Annotated in this window: 11 protein-coding genes; 9 read left to right on the top strand and 2 right to left on the bottom strand. The window is 50.4% G+C overall.

Annotated features, from left to right (window positions below):
- Nucleotides 1–343 precede the first annotated feature (343 nt).
- Nucleotides 344–2,146 carry a hypothetical protein gene (locus tag AC3WQT_RS17585; protein ID WP_492705563.1) on the top strand — a complete coding sequence of 601 codons (1,803 nt, stop codon included), beginning with the start codon at nucleotides 344–346 and terminating at the stop codon, nucleotides 2,144–2,146.
- Between the two features lie 81 nt (nucleotides 2,147–2,227).
- Here AC3WQT_RS17585 and AC3WQT_RS17590 read toward each other — a convergent pair whose 3' ends face one another.
- Entirely contained in the window at nucleotides 2,228–4,978 is a 2,751-nt protein-coding gene (locus AC3WQT_RS17590) for a choice-of-anchor Q domain-containing protein (protein WP_492705565.1), read from the bottom strand.
- A gap of 398 nt (nucleotides 4,979–5,376) precedes the next feature.
- Between AC3WQT_RS17590 and AC3WQT_RS17595 the strand changes: the two genes are divergently transcribed.
- Nucleotides 5,377–6,789 carry a diguanylate cyclase domain-containing protein gene (locus AC3WQT_RS17595; RefSeq protein WP_492705567.1) on the top strand — a complete coding sequence of 471 codons (1,413 nt, stop codon included), beginning with the start codon at nucleotides 5,377–5,379 and terminating at the stop codon, nucleotides 6,787–6,789.
- 321 nt (nucleotides 6,790–7,110) lie between these two features.
- Here AC3WQT_RS17595 and AC3WQT_RS17600 read toward each other — a convergent pair whose 3' ends face one another.
- On the bottom strand, nucleotides 7,111–7,980 hold the full coding sequence (locus AC3WQT_RS17600; protein WP_492705569.1) for an MBL fold metallo-hydrolase: 870 nt from the start codon (nucleotides 7,978–7,980) through the stop codon (nucleotides 7,111–7,113).
- Between the two features lie 18 nt (nucleotides 7,981–7,998).
- Between AC3WQT_RS17600 and AC3WQT_RS17605 the strand changes: the two genes are divergently transcribed.
- The 7 genes from AC3WQT_RS17605 to sucD all read left to right on the top strand — a co-directional run bounded on the left by AC3WQT_RS17605 (nucleotide 7,999) and on the right by sucD (nucleotide 16,513).
- Nucleotides 7,999–8,979, top strand: coding sequence for a GlxA family transcriptional regulator (locus AC3WQT_RS17605; protein ID WP_492705571.1), 981 nt, complete (start codon nucleotides 7,999–8,001; stop codon nucleotides 8,977–8,979).
- Between the two features lie 397 nt (nucleotides 8,980–9,376).
- Nucleotides 9,377–11,233 (top strand): ABC transporter ATP-binding protein/permease, encoded by a 1,857-nt coding sequence (locus AC3WQT_RS17610; protein WP_492705573.1) that lies wholly within the window; start codon nucleotides 9,377–9,379, stop codon nucleotides 11,231–11,233.
- A 315-nt stretch (nucleotides 11,234–11,548) separates the two neighbouring features.
- On the top strand, nucleotides 11,549–12,592 hold the full coding sequence (recA, locus tag AC3WQT_RS17615) for a recombinase RecA (protein WP_492705575.1): 1,044 nt from the start codon (nucleotides 11,549–11,551) through the stop codon (nucleotides 12,590–12,592).
- A 129-nt stretch (nucleotides 12,593–12,721) separates the two neighbouring features.
- A complete protein-coding gene (recX, locus tag AC3WQT_RS17620) occupies nucleotides 12,722–13,180 on the top strand; it encodes a recombination regulator RecX (RefSeq protein WP_492705577.1) in 459 nt (152 codons plus the stop codon).
- 632 nt (nucleotides 13,181–13,812) lie between these two features.
- Entirely contained in the window at nucleotides 13,813–14,397 is a 585-nt protein-coding gene (locus tag AC3WQT_RS17625; RefSeq protein WP_492705650.1) for a DUF2889 domain-containing protein, read from the top strand.
- Nucleotides 14,398–14,428: 31 nt separating this feature from the next.
- Nucleotides 14,429–15,613, top strand: coding sequence for an ADP-forming succinate--CoA ligase subunit beta (gene sucC / locus AC3WQT_RS17630; RefSeq protein ID WP_492705652.1), 1,185 nt, complete (start codon nucleotides 14,429–14,431; stop codon nucleotides 15,611–15,613).
- An 18-nt stretch (nucleotides 15,614–15,631) separates the two neighbouring features.
- On the top strand, nucleotides 15,632–16,513 hold the full coding sequence (sucD, locus tag AC3WQT_RS17635) for a succinate--CoA ligase subunit alpha (RefSeq protein ID WP_492705579.1): 882 nt from the start codon (nucleotides 15,632–15,634) through the stop codon (nucleotides 16,511–16,513).
- The last annotated feature ends 43 nt before the right edge of the window (nucleotides 16,514–16,556 follow it).

Genomic DNA, 16,556 nt, shown 5'->3' on the forward strand with positions numbered 1-16,556 from the left:
TTTTTACAAATGACTGTCAAGTTTTACGCAAATACTCAACACCTGAAAAATCCTTACGGAAAATAACATGATATTGAACGACTCTGTGCCGCCCCCAGGAATGAGCAACAAAATTTCGTCTCCGCGCTCAGATGTGCAGGCAGATAACGCAGCGGATATGGTTTTTGAGATATTGAATGAGTACTCTGTAAACCTGAATACGCAAAGTTATCCAGCCAGCCTGTATGCAGAATCGTTGCTGTACATGATTTATTGGTTCCATCGCCTGCGTGATCCCGTTCGAAAGAATAGCATTGAGGATTGTGTAGCCAGATACTTGGACGTAACCAGCCAATCAGCAGTAGTGAAAGCCTTATTGTCGGATCAGACGCTGAAAGCACAGGCAAAGCAGCGCATTGACCAGGGTGTCATGGTTCGCAAGACGGTTGATGTGCTTGTGATGCGCGATGGGCAGAATGGTAGGGAATTTCTGGCTCTGGACAGAACAGTATTTCCTGAGGGCATCGCTCTGCCGGGTGGCTTGCTGCAAGATGAAGATGAACAAAACGAAATTGGAATTCCAGCCAATATTTTTGCTGCACTCCGGGTAACCGGTAGCAAAGTGTTCGGATCTGCAGCGCCAGAATATGGGATTGCAGAAGCAGGCGGACGCAAATACTATTTTGTGCGGAGCAAGGCAGAAAGCAAAGCCAAAAACGAAGCCCGCATCTACATGGACAGAACCGTTACTCACGGATACCGCGACCATCTCAAAGAAATTGCCGTCCCATCAGACCCGCGTCACATCGTCGATACGATAGGATTTCTCGTAGAAATTTCCGACACCGAAGACGTTCATGGCAGGTGGCTGCCTGAGAGCGTGATGATGACACCGTATGCGAAAGAAGGCTCTTTTGCTTTTGGTCATCACAAACAAATTGCCGCTGCGCTGCTTGCGAAAAATTTTACAAAAACACAGGGTATTTCCCATCACGAATGGATACGGGAATGGGTCAGGAACCCGGTGGACTTATATCGTGAATTGCGCTCGCGATTTGAGTTCAATGACAATAATCTGGATACCGCAGTGCTGGAATTGCTGCCAGTGGTCGAGTATTTCCGCAGCCAGATGATGCTCCCGGCGATGGACGATAAGTGCCGCGATAATGCAGCACTTTCCTTTATGCGTGATCAACTGCTGCATAAATTTCATCATGTCACCATACAGAACGGTGCGATGTGCCCGTATGCGCCAACCTTGCGTATTCTGTTTGAGGCTGTCGGCTTCTTTGATGTGGCATGCCGTACCGACAAAAACCTGAGTACCCATTTTCAAAAGAAATATTGGTACCGTTATGAAGAGCTGATGCGCCGGATTCCTGAAGTCATCATCATCCCGACTTTCGATAATATTTCTGCGACTGACCTCATGAAGATAAGGGGCACGCCAGTCTATTTTATCGGGGTATCAACAGAGCCTGTGTATGTGGATGAATTCTGGCAGTCTCCACTCGAATTTCTCATTCACGACCTGAACCATGCCTGGAAGATGATGGACATGGACGACCGGTTTTTCCAGCACAGGCCAGAGATCAGCAGGGATGAACTGATCGACAAATCCAATACCTTCATCCGCGATTACTTCCCGACTATCGCGATTCAAAAGACGGATACGGAAGAACAGAAGGAAATGAAGAAGCTCAAGAAGATACTCTTGTTTGAAGTTGGTCACGAAGACGCGAGGCCCCTGCTGCCAAACATCGTCAGCGAAGCACTTCTGGAAGATGAGGGATATGAATTCCCGGATATTGTCGTGCGTTATGATGAGGAGGGAAAACAAGCCTATCTGGAACAGCGCACCATTCCTGGTATCACCGCTCTTTCTTATGTCAGGCACAAACTGCAGCATGGCTTCTTTGATCAGACCGATTCGCAAAACATCCAGATCGTTTCGCCAAAGTATCGCTCTGTAGAATGGATAGTCAGGGCCACTGAAGAATTATTGAGCGAAATGCAGGCGACTATTCCACCCGCTGTGTTAGCCGAAGGTTTGACGGAATACCTGACCCGGCAGGCATGTTCCAGAGGCCCTTCGATACTGCATGCGCCGGAAAATCTGGACCCTGCAGTAGAAGAATACGGAGATGGAACGGTGTCAAAAAAATAGATGTCCTGTCCACCATGAGTGCCAGTGCTCAGGCTGGCACTCATGGTGTCCCTCAAAAATCAATGACTGACAAAGCCGATTTTATTGCCCCTTGATCACAATGAGCGCCGCTTCCCAGCCTGGATAACCTGCACCACTACCACCGACCGTACCAGAAATTCCAAATGTGCCAGTGGCGGCTGGGTGCTGCTCATAAATACGCGAAGTGATGTAGGTACCCGCCGCCGGGCTGACAAGTTGCCAGGTTCCGTCCGGGCTGAATGGAATGGCATTGCCTATACCCAGATCAACCAGTGCAAGCACGAGATCATTCGCTCTCGTGCTCGTCTGCGTTTGTGAAGACAGAGCCGTAGATGCAAAGCGTGGGCCTGAGCTGGTTGTTAAAGGAGCGTCCAGCAAATTCACCGCGTCTGCATTCTGGATTTCCACGATGTGTATGCTGCCCTGGTTGGGAATGCCTACGGTCAATGCGTATGTACCAGATGTCGTGGCCTTTGCCGCATACAGATCAGTACCCATTCCGTCTACATAGATGCGTCCCAGAGAGGTGAAAGAACTGATATCGGCATGCCCCTGATTGTCAGATAATGTGCCTGACACGCCAAGCGCATTATTGTTCACGCCTACGGTCACCAGTATCCAGTTGCCTGCCGATACAGCGCTGGACAATTGATGCCTGCTCGTTCCCGCTGTAATGACACCAGAGTATTGCTGGCGCACACTGGGCGGGGTGGATGGGTCAGGATTGCTAGCGAGGTTCGCGCTGCAGCTTGCCGTTGTTCCGCCATTGCTGCCAGCACAGCTCCATGCCCAAGTGTTGCCGGTAAATGACACCAATGACGCAATACCGGATGAGCAAAGCTGGCTGCTCGGTGCTGTGCTGAACGACTGACCGCTGGCACTGCCACACATGCCATTGACAGGTGTGGGAATGGGCACGGTGGCACCGCTTAACTCAAAAGCGCCGATGTCCTTGCTTGTGCCTTGTGGGCGCGAGACGTTGACCATGTCGTCATTGACACTAAAAAGCCCTGGCTGGGTAGCCGCATCAACCGCCGGGCTGGTCGCCAGCAAAGTGTAATCTCCCGTTGATGCATTCCTGAACTGAGGGCTACCTGAGATTGCCAGGTTGTCGCCCAGCGTCCCTGGCGATGGTGCAGTTTGACCATTGCTGAAGTACAGGTTCTGTTTGAAGTCGTAGCTGGTGGTCGTTGATGGTGTACTGTAATCAATCAACCATGTGGTGCCAGATTGTGTGTCAGGGCCAAACGCAAAAATATTATTGTAGAACTTGTTGCGTATGCCTGCACCACTGCCAAAGCCTTCATCCATGATGTAGGCTTTATTTCCGGCTGGCCCGGTCATGGCGTTATACACGGTATTGTAGGCAAACCACATGTTTTGTGTGGTGGCGGTTGAGTTGATGCGTATCGGGTACAGCTTGGTGCCGGTGATGACATTGTTCCAGCTCTGGGCTTCATAAGTGCCCTTGTGCGTGCTGCCCTGGTCATTGAAATTGATGCCGTATTTCGCGGCGTTTTCCAGCCAGTTGTGATGTATGCGTATGCCGGTAAACCCCTGCCAGATGCCACCGTGAGGCAGCGTCACCGAGCCTGCACCGCCTTCATTATCATTGAACTGCACGGCTGAACCGCCAGTGATATTGTGTATCCAGTTATACGCTACTTCCCAGTTCTGTGCCGTGGTGTCTGCGTAGATGCCATGGTTTTGCAGTTCAGACGTGCCAGCAATATCATGGATGTTATTGCCCAGAACTTTGTTGCCGTTACCGTGACCAGAAATCCCTGCTGCATTGAGCGTGGCAGAGTTGCCTGCAATCCAGGGGCCAAGCTCATTGTTGACCACGCGCCATGGGCCTGCAGTGTATTGGAAATTGATAGGCGCAGCATCCCGGTTGGCACCACCCGCGATATCCATCCTTAAATTGGAAACCGAGATGAACTCGCCTGAAGAACCGGCAATGGCAGACCAGGGCCCGGCGATACCGCCTGATGCACCGGCTGGCGTCGTGTAGTGAACATCTTCTATGGCGTTGCCGTTGATGGGGCCAGGGTAGGCAGTGATATGTATCCACGCAGAAGGGCTGCCGTTTCTGGCATAGGTGCCGCTGCCGAAACGCATCCATGTTTTATCCTGGCCGTTGGTGTCGTGCCAGGCACCGCCACGTATCACGATCTGGTCCCCTGCCTGCATGGCAAAGTAGGCACCTTTCAAGGTGCTCATGTTTTGCAGCGAGCGCCAGGGCTTGGCAATATTGTTTGCCACCGCGCTGGTATCGGAGCCGGACAGTGAAACGAAAAGGATGCGCCCTGAACTTGGCGTGAAGCTATTGTCCGTATTCGACGATGCGCCGTTGGAGACGATTTTGATGGGTAGCGCTCCACCTGCAGGCGCGCCGGCAAGTGAACCTACCTGCACTGTTATTTGCTGCAAGCCTGTCCTGGCGCTTGATTTTGCGTTTCCCAGATAGCGGTAATTGGCAACTTCGTTGTCGCCTATGTAGACCTTGGTATTTGTTCCCAGGTCACTGGCGGCACCAAAATTTCTCCCAAAAATGGAAAGATAGGCACCCTGGTTGTTCTCGCCGCCTGTGGTCGGCCCGCTGAGTGTATCGGTGTACAAGACTTGCGGTGCCGGGCTGGTGCTGGTTACCGTTGCTTTTGCCGGGGCCGGAGCTGGCGGGCTTGATGTGAGTACCTGCGGAGCATTTGAACCAGCCCTGTCGTTTGCACCACCGCATGCAGATAGCAGCGTGACAATGCTGGCTTGCAGCAGCAAGGAAATCCATCCGGACTTGCGAATTTTATACATCACTTTGCCTTTTGTAAGAGTGTTTTCCGGAGGAATGCGCAGGGCGTTTTCATGTTGGAAAAATGCAAAGCAAATGCTGGCAGATTTAGCATTTATTCACAATCGTAATGAATTTTTGTTACCAAAATCTACAATTGGTAACCACGATTTTTATGGAATCCAGGATACTCAGAATCAGGAAATCGCAGAATGAAATCGCAATACCGATTTTCGGTTTGCTTGCGCTGGCTGAGGGCTCACTCGCTTATTGTCATTGATGAGATAGATATTAAAAATCCTTCAATATCAAGCCGCAATAATTAACAAAAAAAAGGATGAATCCGCCATATATTGAAAGAGACATCAATCAGAAATACTCTAAAATAAATGCAACGTATAAAGCTGTCAGGGATAGAAAAATGAAAAAAAATAAAAGACAGCTTGACCGCTTAGAGCGAATAATTGAAACACAATCACTTCTCGCCCAGGCAGATCTGGATCTTGTGGCGTTCATGCAACTTGTTGTAAATACACTGCAAGAACTCACAGAGGCCAAAGGTGCGGTAGTCGAACTGGTCGACGGCGACTACATGGTTTACCGCTCCGCCAGCGGTGCGATATCCCAGCATGTCGGTCTGCGCCTGCTGAGAGCGAATAGCTTGTCAGGCTTATGTGTCAGTAGCGCAAAAATTCTTCAATGTGATGATGCAGAAACCGATCCACGCGTTGATGCAAATGCCTGCCAAAAAGTGGGCGTTCGTTCAATGATTTGCACGCCACTTTTTGAACGTGGTCTGCCAGTTGGTGTCCTTAAAGTCATGTCGGAACAGGCGTATGGATTTGACGAAGAAGATTTGCAAACACTGGAATTGATGGGGTCAGCACTGGGGGCCGCTCTTGGAAAGCAGGTAGCTTTTGACGAAATGTTTCGTGTGCAGGCACAGCTACGTGCGAGTGAAGAAAGAATACGCACAATCCTGGAGCATGCTAACGACGCGGTGATATCAATCGACAATGCTGGTATTGTGACGCAATGGAACCGCTCTTCTGAATCCCTGTTCGGCTGGAGTTGTAGCGAGGCCATGGGCCGCAATATTGTGGACCTGATCGTGCCACCCGCTTTCAGAAGTTCTTTTGTCAATATCCTGACGCATTTAGATAAGCTTGGAAAAAAATCTACGACCGCAAGGCGCGAGCTTCTCGCTGTTGACCGGGACGGTAAAGAGCTTTCGGTCGAAGTAAGTTTGAACGTCAATCATATTGCGGGCCAATTCGAATTCACGGCTTTTTTGCACGACATTTCCGAGCGCAAAAAATGGGAATCCACACTGAATGAAATGGCCTTGTCAGATGGCCTGACCGGTCTCCCGAACCGCAGGCACTTTATGCAAGTACTGCATCAGGCGATAGTCCGGCAACTGCGGCAAAACAATGGCCTGGCTTTATTGTTCATGGATCTGAACGGGTTTAAAAAAATCAATGATACCAACGGCCATGACACGGGTGATGAAGTACTGAAAGAATTTGCAAAAAGAGTTTCTGGCTGCTTGCGTGGGAATGACATCATGGCCCGCCTTGGTGGGGATGAATTTGTGGTGCTTGCCGAAGGTGTACGGGTTTTGGAACATGCCCAGGTTCTTGCCCGGAAAATTGTCTCTGCACTGGAACTGCCCTTGCCCGGTTCAGCGATCATGATGTCAACCAGCATCGGCATCAGTATCTATGATTCCACGACGAACGCCGAGCAGTTCCTCAAAGAAGCCGACATCGCCATGTACAAAGCAAAACAGAGCGCATCCAGTCGCAGCGCCATTGCCGCATTTGTAGAGTAAAGCGCAGTTAGATCTTGTTGATGTGCAGACTGAAACAGCTTCATCCGGATCTGATCGGGCCAAGATTTGAAAAGCCGTATGACCTGGTGACAGCCGGATCAAACTGGCAGAGTCAAGGCAGCAAGAAAGTGAACAAGAAAAAGTGAACAAGAAAAAAAGAGAGGTCAAACTCGCCTCAAGCTGACCTTCAAAACATATGCAAACCATGGTGTCAGAATTTGATGCAAGCATCTGCTTATCATCCAGAGCAAACTAACAAAAACCAGTAATCTCCTCAATTGAAAATACTTGATTTGCTCACCAACTGATTAGCAATAGCTATCAGCCTGCCGAATTAATTTTCAGTGCTGTCAATGGCTGCAAGCATTGCGCGTGCCGATGAACTTCCGGTGCATTCAGTGGTCCGCCGTGTCCCATGTAAAAACGCTTACTGCCTGAAACCAGCATTTTTTTTAATTCAACAGATACAGTTTCTGGATTATCTTCGAATGGCGGGCGCATTGCATGAGCCGTCCTGATCAGCCCGCCAAGCAATACACCAGATGCAAGTAAATCTCCAACCATTGCATCCCCGGTATCTAGCTGGACTGAAACTGAACCTGCAGTGTGTCCAGGAGTGTGCCTGGCGGTGCCAGCTGCTCCAAAGCAGCTTAAGTCCTGTACTTCACCAGCTTGCAATAGAATGTCAGGCGTAAAGGGAAGGTAAGGCTGCAAAATTAAGCCTGTCTTTAGAAATATCCGGCCAAACCATCCAGTCGCGCAAAAAGTCATCTTCTTCTTTTGCTGGTAATAATCAAGATCCCCCTCATGCGCAAGAATCGGAGCACCTGACAATTCGCGCATCCGTGCAGCACTTCCCGCATGATCTACATGAGCATGGGTGATGACGATGAGTTTAATGTCGCCAAATGAAAGGCCACGTTTTTTTAGTGCACGCTCTATTTTTGATTCTGATCCTGGCAGACCAGCATCCACCAGAATGCAGCCAGTTTCACCAATAATGAGGTGACAATTAATCATCCCGAAGGGGGCAATGGCAATCCGAATAATTTGAGGCGAAATCATGGCGATACTTTCCTTGAAGATGAATGGTGTTCTGCCAGCTCCTGCTTTGCAGATAAACTTATTGTCTATCTTCTCCACCTTCACGTACCATGCGGATATCAGCTGTTTTATGGTCAATTTCGTCAAAATTACAGAATGCTCGTCATGACAGATTCAACATCCTTGCGGATAGCTATATTGGTGTACGAAGCCTGCATGGGGTCTCAGGTGTTTGGCATCACCGATGTCCTGAGGATAGGAATGGATCTTGGTCTGGGTATCAAGGCGCGCAAGAGGCCAGCGTTCGATATAGAGCTGATTGGTCTTGCGGGGAAAAGCATCAATATTGCTGGTGGAATTTCTATTGGAATTAAGCGACCTGCGGGTAAATACGATTTACTCGTTGTGCCGGGGCTTGAAATAAACCGCCATGTTGACTGGGACAGAAAACTGGCTTCTTTGTCACGCGAGCTTGCTTTCATCAAAAAGACTTTTGCTGCGGGAACTGCAGTTGCTTCCGCATGTGTCGGAGCATTCCTGCTGGGCGAAGCTGGTCTTTTAAATGGCCGCAAATCTACAACTGCCTGGCTGTTTGCCCCAGAGCTTGCCCGGCGGTATCCGGCGACCAGGCTACAGGCTGATGCTGTTTTTTTGGAGGACGGCGCAGTCATGACCACCGGCGCAGTCAGTTCATCGTTTGATCTTGCCATTCAGCTTATCAAGCGCACGCTGGGTGCTGACGTGGCAACTGCCACCGCACGGGTTGCCTTATTGCCCAACCAGCGTGCCAGCCAATCGCCATTTATCGATAGCGCTTTGATGCAGAGAGGTCTGCCCGCTTTTTCGCAACAATTGCAGCACTGGTTCAGTGATCGATTGACCGACGAGTGTGACCTTAATCGCCTGGCGCTCACTTTTCATATAAGTTCAAGTACTTTGCTGAGGCGGATCAAAGTCGAAACAGGGCAATCACCCCTAAGTATGCTGCAACTCGCACGGGTTGAAAAAGCAAAGCAGTTGTTGAACAGCACAAGCTGGAGCATCGCTCGTATTACTACAGAGGTTGGTTATTCTGATGTCAGCAGTTTCTCCCGCTTATTTACACGTCTTGTGGGCGAAACCCCCGCCAGGTACCGGCGGCGTTAGAATTTATGGGGTATTCGAGTCAATTATTGAATTGGCTGAAGGGCTATACCACTTTTTTCGGGGAGATAGTGGCTATACCAGCTCTGATCTTAAGATTGCAATTCCTTGATTAAAAAATTCCCCTGCCATTGCTTTTCCTATCGCAAGTTGAAAATATGAAGCATGCATGTCCCATCAACAGTCGGATTGACTTTATGGTTTCAAATTACTAATCACGTCTATTTGCATTCGACCGCAGTCAGACGTGCCATGTAGCACGGGTGGGACATATCGGTGCCTCGTATCGTCAATTTCTCAGTTTTTCATCCTGCCTTGCAGGATTATGTCTGTTTCCGCACAGAACGATATCGCGTCAGATCCCATACTGAAGAAAAGCCTATATCCACAGAATCTGATCATGACTATCTTAAGCGACACGCGCCCCAACGAGGAAACTGATGGTGTGCCCCCACCACCCAAGAGGCGTCGTACTGCCTTTCTCTCACTTTCTGCGTGGCGGCAATTCATTGATGTCGCCAAACCTTACTGGCTGGGCGAAGAATGGAAGAGAGCCTGGGTCCTCCTGGTGTTGCTGATCGTGTTAATGCTGTTTGAAACCAAGTTTGCAGTCATGCTGAACGATCAGGCCGGAGAAATGACGTCGGCACTTGCCGCTAAGGAAGGAGAGCGCTTTTGGGCATCCGTGCGAACCTGCCTGATGGTGCTAGCCTTTGCCGTGCCGACTTATGCGTTTTACTATTACATGCGTGACCTGTTCGCCAACCAGTGGCGACGCTGGCTCAGCGGGCGCTTTCTCGACGGCTATCTTAAAGACCGTAAATACTACGCACTCGGTGCCAATAGCGAACTCGACAATCCTGACCAGCGCATCAGCGAAGACATTAATACCTTTACAGGCAGGTCCATCAACTTCCTGCTCATTTTCCTGGGATCTGCCATGCAGTTGGTGGCGTTCAGCGCCGTGCTGTGGTCAATCTCCCACTTGCTGGTCGGCGTATTGGTGGTGTACGCCCTTATCGGTACTGGTGCAGCGCTGTATGCATTTGGCAACCCATTGATACACCTGAATTTTTGGCAACTACGGCGTGAGGCGGACTTCCGCTACAGCCTGATGCGTGTACGCGAAAATGCTGAATCGATTGCCTTCTACCGCGGCGAAGCGCAGGAGCGCGCGCATATAGACAGCAAGCTTCACCGCGTCATCCAGAACTACGACAAGCTGATCAAGAAACAGCGTTCTCTTAATCTGTACCAGCGCACGTTCAGTCAGCTGACTTTGGTGTTGCCAGTGGCGATACTTGCCCAGCAAGTCCTGTCAGGTGAGCTGGAGGTAGGGCGGGCTACGCAGGCGGTCGGTGCATTTGCTGCCGTACTCGGCGCAGTGGGCGTGATCGTTGAAAACTTCGAGAGCCTGAGCCGTTTTGTGGCGGGCGTAGGCCGGCTGCAGACATTGTCCGACCTGGTTTTACCGAAGACGAAATCCGAACCGACTGCAGAGGTCGAGCCCGTACGCATCCAGTTACGCCCAGGCACCCGGCTCGCACTGGAATCAGTCACACTGCATCCACCGCAATCACAACGCGTACTGATCAAGGAACTGAGCCTTGCATTGCAACCAGGTGAGGCACTGCTCATTACCGGCGACAGCGGCTGCGGCAAAAGCTCGCTATTACGGGCGATTGCCGGATTGTGGCACACCGGTAGCGGCCTCATCCATCATCCGCCGCTGGAAGATTTCTTTTTCCTGCCGCAGCAACCTTATTTGCAGATGGGTTCGCTGCGTAGCCAACTGATCTACCCTAGCGCTGACTCAGAACTAAGCGACGAACAGTTACTGGAGATTCTCGATCAAGTGTATCTGCCACAACTGGCTGAGCGTGTAGGCGGCCTGTCTGCGGTGCAGGACTGGGAAAAGCTACTGTCCGTCGGCGAGCAGCAACGCATGGCATTCGCCCGCATCCTGGTCCATGCACCTGGCATTGTCATTCTCGACGAAGCAACCAGCGCACTCGACAGTGCCAACGAATCAGCCCTGTACGCACGCCTGCGTGAGAGCGGCGTCACCTTGATCAGTATCGCCCACCGCCCCGCCGTGCTGAAGCACCACACTCATGTTCTGCACTTGCTAGGTGACGGCGCATGGAAGCTGCATGAGGCGAGTACTTACCAGTTTGATGCAGCAGTAGTCAATATGGTCAGTGTGAGCGATGAGACAGCACAGCCTTTGCCTTTGTTACAGGTTGCAGCAGCATAATTAGCGGGTGCAAGGTGCAAGGTGCAAGAGCGCAAGTGAGAGGTGCCGTCAGTTGAACGCGAGCGTGGAAACTGACAGTAACTTTATTCTTTTAATCAGATTTATCTATCGGCTGTCAAAATCGACTGCCGAGAAATTTTGCCAAATGAATAATAATTGGATGATTGCCAATACTTCGCTGTAAAATCCCCCGTTCAGCAATCAATGCAAAAAGTCGCTTGCATAAATCACTGTTTTTTTATACAGTACTGCAAATCGCAGGAAATTAAGCCTGTATTCCTTTTTCCACCCGCCGCTTATTGAATGAAAGAATGTATGGACGATAAGAAACCAGAAAATGCCTCAGAAAAAGCAAAGGCACTTGCAGCAGCGCTGGCACAGATAGAAAAGCAGTTTGGTAAAGGTTCGGTCATGCGTATGGCCGACGGTGAAGTGGTGGAAGAGGTGCAGGTTGTCTCTACTGGCTCTCTGGGGCTGGATATTGCGCTGGGCGTCGGTGGCTTGCCACGTGGCCGTGTTGTTGAGATTTATGGCCCTGAATCTTCTGGTAAAACCACATTGACGCTGCAGGCGATTGCTGAAATGCAAAAGCTGGGTGGTACTTGTGCGTTTATCGATGCTGAGCATGCGCTGGACGTTGGTTACGCTCAAAAACTGGGTGTGAATCTGTCTGATTTGCTGATTTCACAGCCTGATACAGGTGAGCAGGCACTGGAAATTACCGATGCGCTGGTGCGTTCAGGCAGTGTTGACCTGGTGGTTATTGACTCGGTCGCAGCTTTGACGCCACGTGCCGAGATTGAGGGCGACATGGGTGATTCCCTGCCTGGTCTGCAAGCACGTCTGATGTCTCAGGCTTTGCGTAAGCTGACAGGCAGTATCAAACGTACCAATACCCTGGTGATTTTTATTAACCAGATCCGTATGAAGATTGGCGTCATGTTTGGTAGCCCTGAGACGACGACAGGCGGTAATGCACTGAAGTTTTATGCTTCCGTACGTCTGGATATCCGCCGCACCGGTTCTATCAAGTCTGGTGATGAAGTGGTGGGTAATGAAACCAAGGTCAAGGTTGTCAAGAACAAGGTGGCACCGCCATTTAAAGAAGCGCACTTTGACATCATGTATGGCGAAGGCACTTCACGCGAAGGTGAGATTCTGGATCTGGCAGCCGACGCCAAGATCATAGAAAAAGCAGGCGCATGGTATAGCTATAACGGTGAGCGTATTGGCCAGGGTAAGGACAATGCACGTACTTATCTGAAAGAGCGTCCTGAACTGTCATTTGAAATTGAAAACAAAGTGCGTGAACATCTGGGCGTACCTTTGCTGATGCCATCAGCGGCGACGGCTGAGTAAGTTGAAACACTGAGTTGAAACACTGAGTTGAGGCACTAAGTTGTAGCACCAAGCTGCGACACTGTCAGCACCATAGTTTTGTATCATGCCGGTTGGTAGCTGCCAACCGGCATTTTTTGCTTTTAAAGTATGAAAAAACCTGCCATTAGTCTGAAAGCCCGTGCCCTGCGTTACTTATCCATGCGTGAGCATAGCCGCATGGAGCTGGAACGCAAGCTGGCACGCTATGTAGAAGAAGGCGACGACGTGGCTGCCGTGCTGGATTTTCTGGAGGCGGCCAAGTATTTGTCTGGCGAACGATTTTCTGAGTCGCTGGTGAACCGGCGGCAAGCTAGGTTTGGTAATAACCGTATTTTGGCGGAGCTGCAAAGCCATGGTCTGGATGCGCAGGATATAGAAAACGTCAAGGAAGACTTGAAAGAGTCTGAAGTAGAGAGAGCGGTTCAGGTCTTGCACAGGAAATTCCGGCATGCGCCGCAAGACCATCAGGAAAAAATGAAGCAGGCAGCGTTTTTGCAGCAGAGGGGGTTTTCAAGCCGGGCAACGCAGGCGGCGATGCGGGTGCCGCGGGATGAGGATGATGAATAATGTTTAAAATTCCAACATCCTCATCATTTCAATCATGTTGCCCCAGCGCAGGCTGGCCTCCGCGGCGTTGTTTAATTTTGTCTGTTCTTGACCCATGTTTGTTTTTGATCTGGTTGCGTGGACTTAAAAATCTTCAATAAGATCGCGGCAGATTTTGCTCTAAAAGTGTTAACACGATGGATTCCTGCCTGAGCAGGAATGACGGAGTGAGGGGATATCCTTGCTATTGAAGCTTAGATGTCGGGTTGGTAAGTTGTTGTCTGATGAGTCCAGACCTGACCTGCAAAGCGAAAACTTCGACCCGAACTTTGAAACAGGTGCCAGTTTGCGATTTGAATGAGCGCGGCTTTCAAGTACATATCGATATTGTAAGGAAAGGCATTTGCCTGATAATCGCCCCGTTTTCTTCTGCCAAACAACAAAAAACTTAATTTTCTGCTTAGATTTCTGCATAAGCATACTCAGAAAACTGCTTAAATTGTAGTCAAATGATGAGTTCGCGGCTGGTCTGTGCTAAACTCTGCTGGTTTTTTTGCAGGGCCGCAGGAGCGGCTGTTATCGTAGAAGCTGCGGTAACGACACGCAATTGTGGCTATTTATTGAGTATTTTGGTTTAGCCGCCAGCAGGCATGATGCCCTTATCTTCGTCAATCAACCGACGCGCCCTGAAGCATACGCGTACTATCCAGATCGAAGCGTTCGCGCGCGATGATGGATTGTGGGATCTTGACGCCCGTATCACTGACTATAAGCCCCGCGATATCACCCTCGCATCTGGCGTGCGCCCCAATGGCAGCGCGCTGCATGACCTCAGCCTGCGCATTACCATCGATTTGCAATTGACCATCGTTGATGTAGAAGCGTCTTCTGATGCAGTCCCTTATCCAGGTTACTGCGAAGTTATCACCCCTGATTACAAGAAACTCATCGGCCTGAATTTACTCAGGCAATTTCGCCAGGGCGTGAAAGAACGCATGTCTGGTGTGCATGGTTGCACCCATTTGACCGAAATGGCGCAAATCCTGCCGACGGCGGCAGTCCAGGCTTTTGCCGGGGATGTGATTGATACTCGCGACGGCGCGACTGACCGTGGCCAGCAGGCTCAACAACCTTTTCAACTTGATCGCTGTCACGCCCTTCGTACTGATGGGCCGGCGGTTGTTCAATATTACCCGCGTTGGGCAAAAGCATCGCCTGACGTGAAATCACCCAGCTAGTTTGTTTGTTTAATTATTTATACCTCAGTGTCTGAAGGGAAGTCGTATGAAAATTCATGAGTATCAGGGTAAAGAAATCCTCCGCAAATTCGGAGTGACAGTACCACGCGGTATTCCATGCCTGTCTGTTGACGAAGCTGTCAAAGCGGCTGAAACGCTGGGCGGACCAGTCTGGGTTGTCAAAGCACAGATACACGCCGGTGGCCGTGGCAAGGGTGGTGGCGTGAAAGTCGCTAAATCCCTGGAACAAGTGCGTGAATACGCTGACGCGATTCTGGGCATGCAACTGGTCACGCATCAGACCAGTACTGAAGGTCAAAAGGTTCGTCGCCTGTTGATCGAAGAAGGCGCGGACATCAAAAAAGAACTGTATGTCAGTATGGTCACTGACCGTATCAGCCAGCGCGTGGTCTTGATGGCCTCCAGCGAAGGCGGTATGGATATTGAAGAAGTAGCAGAAAAACATCCAGAACTGATTCACAACCTGGCAATCGATCCGACTGCTGGCTTGCAAGATGCTGAAGCGGATGACATTTCCCGCAAAATCGGTGTGCCAGAAGGCTCTATCGCTGACGCGCGTGTACAGTTGCAAGGTTTGTACAAAGCCTTCATGGAAACTGACTGCTCCCTGGCTGAGATCAATCCTTTGATCCTGACTGGCTCCGGCAAGGTTATTGCACTGGATGCGAAATTCAACTTCGACGCGAATGCATTGTTCCGTCAACCAGAAATCGTGGCTTACCGCGATCTGGATGAGGAAGATCCGGCTGAAATCGAAGCGTCCAAATTTGACCTGGCTTACATCTCCCTCGACGGCAATATCGGTTGCCTGGTCAACGGTGCTGGTCTGGCGATGGCAACGATGGATACCATCAAACTGTTCGGCGGCGAACCAGCCAACTTCCTCGACGTAGGTGGTGGCGCGACGGCAGAAAAAGTGACAGAAGCCTTCAAGATCATGTTGAAAAACCCAGGCCTGAAAGCCATCCTGGTCAACATTTTCGGCGGCATCATGCGTTGTGACGTGATCGCTGAAGGCGTGATCACTGCATCCAAGGCAGTTTCCCTGCAAGTACCACTGGTTGTGCGTATGAAGGGTACTAACGAAGACATCGGCAAGAAGATGCTGGCTGACTCTGGCCTGCCTATCATCGCGGCTGACACGATGGAAGAAGCAGCACAGAAGGTTGTTGCAGCTGCTGCAGCTCAAGCTTAATAATCGCAAGGAACAGATATGTCCATCCTGATCAATAAAGACACTAAAGTCATCACCCAAGGTATCACTGGCAAAACTGGCCAGTTCCATACTCGCATGTGCCGCGATTACGCAAACGGTAAAAACTGTTTCGTCGCTGGCGTGAACCCGAAAAAAGCTGGCGAAGATTTCGAAGGCATCCCGATTTTTGCTAACGTGACAGAAGCTAAAGCTGCTACTGGCGCGACAGTTTCCGTTATCTATGTTCCACCAGCAGGCGCAGCCGCTGCCATCTGGGAAGCCGTAGAAGCTGACCTGGACCTGGCAATTTGCATCACTGAAGGCATCCCTGTCCGTGACATGATGATGTTGAAAGACCGCATGGCTAAAGCCGGCAGCAAAACAAAATTGCTCGGCCCTAACTGCCCAGGTCTGATTACACCAGACGAAATCAAGATCGGTATCATGCCAGGCCATATCCACCGTAAAGGTCGTATCGGCGTGGTGTCCCGTTCCGGTACTCTGACTTATGAAGCAGTGGGTCAACTGACTGCGCTGGGTCTGGGTCAGTCTTCTGCTGTTGGTATTGGTGGCGACCCTATCAATGGTCTGAAACACATCGACATCATGAAGATGTTCAATGATGATCCAGATACTGATGCTGTCATCATGATCGGTGAAATCGGTGGCCCTGATGAAGCGAATGCTTCTTACTGGGTACGCGACAACATGAAGAAGCCGGTTGTTGGCTTCATCGCCGGTGTGACTGCGCCTCCGGGCAAGCGCATGGGCCATGCAGGCGCGCTGATCTCTGGTGGTGCTGATACGGCACAAGCCAAGCTCGACATCATGGAAGAATGCGGCATCAAGGCCACTAAAAACCCGTCAGAAATGGCGCGTTTGTTGAAAGCCATGCTGTAAGTTAAGCGCTGTAAAGCTGCTTAGCAAGAAAAAGAGTCGCAAA

This window comes from Undibacterium sp. FW305-107 (genome assembly GCF_058788535.1).

What these genes read in the sequence shown, in the direction of transcription:
- AC3WQT_RS17605 (WP_492705571.1), top strand. Translation starts at nt 7,999, where the DNA reads ATGACAGATTCAACATCCTTGCGGATAGCTATATTGGTGTACGAAGCC.
- AC3WQT_RS17595 (WP_492705567.1), top strand. Translation starts at nt 5,377, where the DNA reads ATGAAAAAAAATAAAAGACAGCTTGACCGCTTAGAGCGAATAATTGAA.
- AC3WQT_RS17590 (WP_492705565.1), bottom strand. Translation starts at nt 4,978, where the DNA reads ATGTATAAAATTCGCAAGTCCGGATGGATTTCCTTGCTGCTGCAAGCC.
- AC3WQT_RS17625 (WP_492705650.1), top strand. Translation starts at nt 13,813, where the DNA reads ATGCCCTTATCTTCGTCAATCAACCGACGCGCCCTGAAGCATACGCGT.
- recA (WP_492705575.1), top strand. Translation starts at nt 11,549, where the DNA reads ATGGACGATAAGAAACCAGAAAATGCCTCAGAAAAAGCAAAGGCACTT.
- AC3WQT_RS17610 (WP_492705573.1), top strand. Translation starts at nt 9,377, where the DNA reads ATGACTATCTTAAGCGACACGCGCCCCAACGAGGAAACTGATGGTGTG.
- sucD (WP_492705579.1), top strand. Translation starts at nt 15,632, where the DNA reads ATGTCCATCCTGATCAATAAAGACACTAAAGTCATCACCCAAGGTATC.
- recX (WP_492705577.1), top strand. Translation starts at nt 12,722, where the DNA reads ATGAAAAAACCTGCCATTAGTCTGAAAGCCCGTGCCCTGCGTTACTTA.